7 protein-coding genes are annotated in these 5,641 nt (G+C 67.0%); 2 read left to right on the forward strand and 5 right to left on the reverse strand.

Annotated features, from left to right (window positions below):
* Positions 1 to 126: 126 nt before the first annotated feature.
* Together AB0M24_RS48070 and AB0M24_RS48075 are read right to left on the reverse strand one after the other, a co-directional pair.
* Positions 127 to 1,191, reverse strand: coding sequence for an aspartate-semialdehyde dehydrogenase (locus AB0M24_RS48070; protein WP_363781995.1), 1,065 nt, complete (start codon positions 1,189 to 1,191; stop codon positions 127 to 129).
* On the reverse strand, positions 1,188 to 2,453 hold the full coding sequence (locus tag AB0M24_RS48075; RefSeq protein WP_363781997.1) for an aspartate kinase: 1,266 nt from the start codon (positions 2,451 to 2,453) through the stop codon (positions 1,188 to 1,190). The genes AB0M24_RS48070 and AB0M24_RS48075 overlap by 4 nt, the downstream gene beginning before the upstream one ends.
* A 142-nt stretch (positions 2,454 to 2,595) precedes the next feature.
* Here AB0M24_RS48075 and AB0M24_RS48080 point away from each other — a divergent pair, with 142 nt between their 5' ends.
* Together AB0M24_RS48080 and AB0M24_RS48085 are read left to right on the forward strand one after the other, a co-directional pair.
* Positions 2,596 to 3,780, forward strand: a complete 1,185-nt coding sequence (locus AB0M24_RS48080) for a hypothetical protein (protein WP_363781999.1) — start codon at positions 2,596 to 2,598, stop codon at positions 3,778 to 3,780.
* Positions 3,780 to 4,340, forward strand: coding sequence for a nitroreductase family protein (locus tag AB0M24_RS48085; RefSeq protein WP_363782001.1), 561 nt, complete (start codon positions 3,780 to 3,782; stop codon positions 4,338 to 4,340). The genes AB0M24_RS48080 and AB0M24_RS48085 overlap by 1 nt, the downstream gene beginning before the upstream one ends.
* Here AB0M24_RS48085 and AB0M24_RS48090 read toward each other — a convergent pair.
* The 3 genes from AB0M24_RS48090 to AB0M24_RS48100 are packed head-to-tail and all read right to left on the reverse strand — an operon-like array spanning position 4,326 to position 5,439.
* Positions 4,326 to 4,826 carry an NUDIX domain-containing protein gene (locus AB0M24_RS48090; RefSeq protein ID WP_363782003.1) on the reverse strand — a complete coding sequence of 167 codons (501 nt, stop codon included), beginning with the start codon at positions 4,824 to 4,826 and terminating at the stop codon, positions 4,326 to 4,328. The two genes, AB0M24_RS48085 and AB0M24_RS48090, sit on opposite strands and share 15 nt — an antisense overlap.
* Before the next feature lie 10 nt (positions 4,827 to 4,836).
* Positions 4,837 to 5,124: a hypothetical protein gene (locus AB0M24_RS48095; protein ID WP_363782005.1), complete on the reverse strand. Its 288-nt coding sequence runs from the start codon at positions 5,122 to 5,124 to the stop codon at positions 4,837 to 4,839.
* Positions 5,125 to 5,142: 18 nt separating this feature from the next.
* Entirely contained in the window at positions 5,143 to 5,439 is a 297-nt protein-coding gene (locus tag AB0M24_RS48100) for a hypothetical protein (RefSeq protein WP_363782007.1), read from the reverse strand.
* Between the last annotated feature and the right edge of the window lie 202 nt (positions 5,440 to 5,641).

A 5,641-nucleotide genomic window follows, 5' to 3' on the forward strand; every position in this document is an offset into this window, starting at 1 on the left:
TTGTCATGATCGCGTTCTTTGGACGGAACCCGAAAATGATCAAGCGGTGGCCGTGCCTGTGTCAAAACCCAGGAGCTCCCTGGTTAAAACACCAGGTGGACAAAAGCGCCGTTCATCGTTTGGTGCTCAGAGGCGCTTCGCGAGCTCTTCCGCTACCTCGTAGGTGTTGAGAGCAGCACCCTTGCGCAGGTTGTCACCGCACACGAAGAAGTCCAGCGTGTTCGGGAAGTCCAGCGCCTGGCGCACGCGACCCACGTACGTCGGGTCGCCGCCCACCACGTCGGCGGGCGTCGGGAACTTCTTCGCGGCCGGGTCGTCGATCAGGACGATGGTCGGCTGCTCTTCGAAGATCTTGTGCGCGGCCTCGACCGTGACCTCGCGCGCGAACGTCGCGTGGACGGACAGCGAGTGGGTCGTGACCACCGGGACGCGGACGCAGGTCGCGGAGACCTTCAGGTCCGGGATGCCCAGGATCTTGCGAGCCTCGTTGCGGACCTTCAGCTCCTCGGACGACCAGCCGTCGTCCTTCAGCGAGCCCGCCCACGGCACCACGTTCAGCACCAGCGGAGCCGGGAACGGCGAGTCCTCAGAGGACAGACCGGCGGCGGACAGAGCCTGCGCCACGTCGCCCGCCTGCACGCCGACTTCCTTGCCCGCCAACGCCGAAACCTCGGCGTACAGGCGGTCGATGCCGGACTGACCGGCACCGGACGCGGCCTGGTACGAGGCCACGACCAGTTCCTTGAGCTCGAACTCGCGGTGCAGGGCACCGAGCGACGCCATCATCGACAGCGTCGTGCAGTTCGGGTTCGCGATGATGCCGCGCGGGCGGTTGTCGATCTGGTCCGAGTTGACCTCGGGCACGACCAGCGGCACGTCCGCGTCCATCCGGAACGCGCCGGAGTTGTCGATCGCGATCGCGCCGCGTTCGGCGGCGATCGGGGCCCACTCGGCCGAGATCTCGTCCGGCACGTCGAACATCGCGATGTCGACGCCGTCGAACGCCTCGGGCGAGAGCGCGATGACCGTCAGCTCCTGGCCGCGCACGCTGATCTTCTTGCCCGCCGAGCGCGCGGACGCGATCAGGCGGACCTCGCCCCACGGGAAGTCGGAGCGGGTGTTCATGATGTCGATCATCACGGTGCCCACGGCACCGGTCGCGCCCACCAGCGCGAGTACGGGGGCGGTCATCGGCCAGTCCCTGCGTAGACGACGGCCTCTTCGTCGCCACCGAGCTCGAACGCGTCGTGCAGGGCACGGACGGCGTCGTCGAGCTGGGTGTCGCGGCAGATGACCGAGATGCGGATCTCCGAGGTGGAGATGATGTCGATGTTGACGCCGGCCGTGGCCAGCGCCTCGCAGAACGTCGCCGTGACGCCGGGGTGCGAACGCATGCCCGCGCCGATCAGCGACACCTTGCCGACGTGCTCGTCGTAGAGGACCTGGTCGAAGCCGATCTCGCCGCGCGCCTTCTCCAGCGCCGCCACGGCACGCGGGCCGTCGACCTTGGCCAGCGTGAACGTGATGTCCGTACGACCGGAGGCCGCCTGCGACACGTTCTGCACGACCATGTCGATGTCGAGCTCGGCCTGCGCCACGACCCGGAAGATCTTGGCGGCGATGCCGGGGTGGTCCGGCACGGCGGTGACAGTGATCTTGGCTTCGGACCGGTCGTGCGCGACGCCGGTGATCATCGCCTGTTCCACGTGAAGGTCCTCCACTGAACCGGACACGATGGTTCCGGTCTTGTTGCTGAACGAAGAGCGGACATGCACGGGCACGTTGTAGCGGCGGGCGTACTCCACGCAGCGGAGCATCAGCACCTTGGCGCCACACGCGGCCATTTCGAGCATTTCCTCGTACGAGATCCTGTCGAGCTTCCTCGCGTTCGGCACGATCCGCGGGTCGGCGGTGTAGACGCCGTCCACGTCGGTGTAGATCTCGCACACGTCGGCCTTGGTCGCGGCCGCGAGCGCCACCGCTGTGGTGTCGCTGCCGCCACGGCCGAGCGTGGTGATCTCGTTCGAGCCCTGCGAGACGCCCTGGAAGCCCGCGACGATCGCGATGGCCCCCTCCGACGTCGCGTCCTGGATGCGGCTGGGCGTCACGTCGATGATGCGGGCTTTGCCGTGCACCGCCGTCGTGATCACGCCTGCCTGCGACCCCGTGTAGGACCGGGCCTCGGCACCGAGCGAGTGGATCGCCATGGCGAGCAGCGACATCGAGATCCGCTCACCCGAGGTGAGCAGCATGTCGAGCTCACGCGCCGGCGGGACCGGCGAGACCTGGCGGGCGAGATCGAGCAGCTCGTCTGTCGTGTCACCCATGGCGGACACGACGACAACGACGTCGTTCCCCGCCTTCTTGGTCGCGACGATGCGCTCGGCCACGCGTTTGATCCGCTCGGCACTCTCAACCGATGAACCGCCGTACTTCTGGACGACGAGCGCCACCGACCCAACCTCCTTCGCGAGCTAAAACCCCACGTCGTAGGCAGCCTACCCGGACCACCTGGTGAGACTCTGGAGCCGTGACGCGCGTGACTACTCTGTCCGGGTGTCGTCGACCGCCTTTGACGTGGAGGCTTCAGCAGCCGTGCATGAGAGCAGTGCGCGCCCGCGGTTGGCCGAGGCGCTCAGACACCCCGCCGTCGTGTGGGCCGCTCCCGCGTTGATCTACCTGTTCGTGCGCCAGGTGGGTCTGTACGTCCTGCAGTTGGTCGTCGAGGCCCAGAACAAGCTCCACGGCTCGGCCAACACGGCCCTCGGCGAGCTCAAGTCGTGGGACGGCGAGTGGTTCCTCGGCATCGCGGCCGGCGGCTACAACGACGTCCCGGCCCGCCTGACCGACGCGGCGGGCAGGCGCACGGCGGAAACCCCGCTCGCGTTCTTCCCGGGCTACCCGGCCCTGGTCCGCTGGGCCGACAGCCTGCCCGGCGTGACCGTCGAGGGCGCGGCATTCGCCGTCAGCCTGATCAGCGGACTGTTCTGCGCCTACGGCCTCTTCGTCCTCGGCCGTGCCGTGCGCGGCGGCTCGATCCCGTCCGGCCTGATCCTGGTCACCCTCTTCGCGGCCTCCCCGATGTCCGTGGTCCTCTCCATGACCTACTCAGAGGCCACGTTCTGCGCGTTCGCCATCTGGGCCCTGGTCGGCGTCGTGAAGAAGCAGTGGATCCTGGCCGGAGTCTGCTGCGCCGCCGCAGGCCTGGTCCGCCCGACCGCAGGCGCCCTCATCGCAGCCGTGGTCCTGGCCGCCCTGGTAGCGATCTTCGGCGACAAACGCGACTGGCGAGCCTGGCTGGGCGCCCTCGCCGCCCCGTTGGGCCTGCTCGGCTACCTGGCCTGGGTAGCCATCCGCACCGACGACCTCTCGGGTTGGTTCGGCGTCCAGCAACGGGGCTGGGGCTCCAAGTTCGACGGCGGCGCCGCCACCCTGAGCTTCGCCTTCGAGCACCTCGGCAACCCGCGCTCGGTACTCGAAACCGGCACCGTCTGGCTCCTGGTCCTCGCCATCGTGCTCGTCTTCTACGCCTTCCAGCGCCGCCTCGAATGGCCGCTGATCGTCTACGGCATCGGCGTCCTCTTCATGGACATCGGCTCCAACGGCCTGATGAACTCCAAGGCCCGCCTGCTGCTCCCGGCCTTCACCCTGCTCATCCCGCTGGCCCTGGTCCTGGCCCGCCGCCGCCTCTCCACAATCCTGACGGTGCTCGGATTGGCAGTGCTGTTCAGCGCCTGGTTCGGCGCCTACTCCCTGGCCGTTTGGCAGTATGCGATCTGATGAACGAGCTGATCTCCCAGCGCTGGAGCCCTCGCGCCTTCGACCCCACCGCAACGATCACCGACGACGACCTTCACACTCTTTTCGAGGCAGCGCGCTGGGCCCCGTCCCACGGCAACAGCCAGCCCGCCCGCTTCGTCGTCGGCCAGCGCGGCACCCCAACCTTCGCCGCGATCTACGAAACCCTCCGCCCGGGCAACAAAACCTGGGCCCACCGCGCCTCGGTCCTCCTGATCGGCTGCGTGATCACCCAGGACGACCGAGGCGACCTCCCGAACATCGAGTTCGGCCTGGGCCTGGCCATGGAAAACATCGCCCTGCAAGCCGTTGACCTGGGCCTCATCGCCCACATGATGGGCGGCTTCGACAAACAGGCCGCCCACGCCACGTTCGACATGCCCGACGACGTCCGCCCGCTGGTAGTCATGGCCCTGGGCCACCACGGCAACCTGGCCGACCTACCGGAAGACCTCCAAGCGCGCGAGCAACGCGAACGCCGCCGCCACCCGCTCTCCGAAACGACCTTCACCGGCACCTGGGGCCAGTCACTGTTCGGTTGAGAAGTACTTGCTGGCGATCTCGTTGTGCAGCGGAAACGCCAACGTCTCGCACTCGAAGATCACCCGCCGCTCCGAAGCCTCCTCATTGGCCACGAACGGCGGCATGTCCTCCGCATCGATCACGGGCGCAGTGGCGAACAACAGCACAGTCGCCCCATCCGGCGTCGACACGAAGTGCAACGGCCTGAGGTCGTCCGGGTCAACGACCACACCCGCCTCTTCCTCAAGCTCGCGAGCCGCACTCTCCTGCCAAGACTCACCGCGCTCCATGAACCCGCTGACGAACGCCAACTCCCCCACCGGCGGAATCGCCCGCCGCACAGTCAACAACCCAGTGCGAGCCCCGTCCTTCACCGGAACGATGACCACAACCACAGGCACCGGATTAGCCCACACCATCTGAGCGCAGTTCGGACACGTGCGCGGGTACCCGGCCGTGTCCGCATAGGCCGTGCCGCAGTTGTCGCAGAAGTCGTCGCGCGCCATGCCTTCGAACCTAGTTCAGGCGCCTGACAAGCTTAAGGACGATCGCTCGAACGCCCAGCCAGAACAACGCAGCCAGCCCAAAGTTCACCATGACCTTGAGCTTGGCGTCAGCAGGCGCGAACAGATCCCTGAACGCGAGGGCGACCGGCTCAGCAACAGCCTTCACCGTGCTGGTGATGGCGTTGTCGGGGTTGGCCCCGCCGACGGTCAGCACCACGTGCACCACGAGCACGACCGCCAGCGCGAGCCCAACCCAACTGACAACACCAGCCGCGATCCCGACCACCCGCGTACGCATAGGCCGGGAATCTACTACTCAGTAGCGAGACACCGCACGCGCAAGCAGACCGGTCACAACCAGCCAGAACACAGCGGCGAGCCCGTAGTTCAAGAGCACATCGACGTTGTAGTTACCAGTGGCGAACAACCCGGGGAAGAACAGGGCGAGGGGCTCGGCAAGGGACCCGATGAACCTGAAGAAGGCGTTCCCCTGGTTCGCGCCGAGCACGATCATCAGGATGTAGAGCACCTCGATCAGTGCGAAGACCGCGCCGATGCCGCTGATCACGCGCGAAGCGGTGCCGCGGCCACTACCAGTACGTAATCTGGACATACCTGAACTTTTCCCAGTTCAGAGGCATCTAAAACTTGCAAGCTGACCATCTTCAGCCCCGATGGCGAGGCGATGGCGAAGCCGAGCTGCAGTGGCGACGGCGAAGCCGAGCTGCCTGGGCGATGGCGAAGCCGAGCTGCCCTTCCCGTGCGCTCCGGCGGGCCCCGTCACGAGTCGTGCTTGATCGTCTGCTGCGACCAGG

It is taken from the genome of Lentzea sp. NPDC051838 (assembly GCF_040681245.1).
Classification (GTDB): Bacteria; Actinomycetota; Actinomycetes; order Mycobacteriales; family Pseudonocardiaceae; genus Lentzea.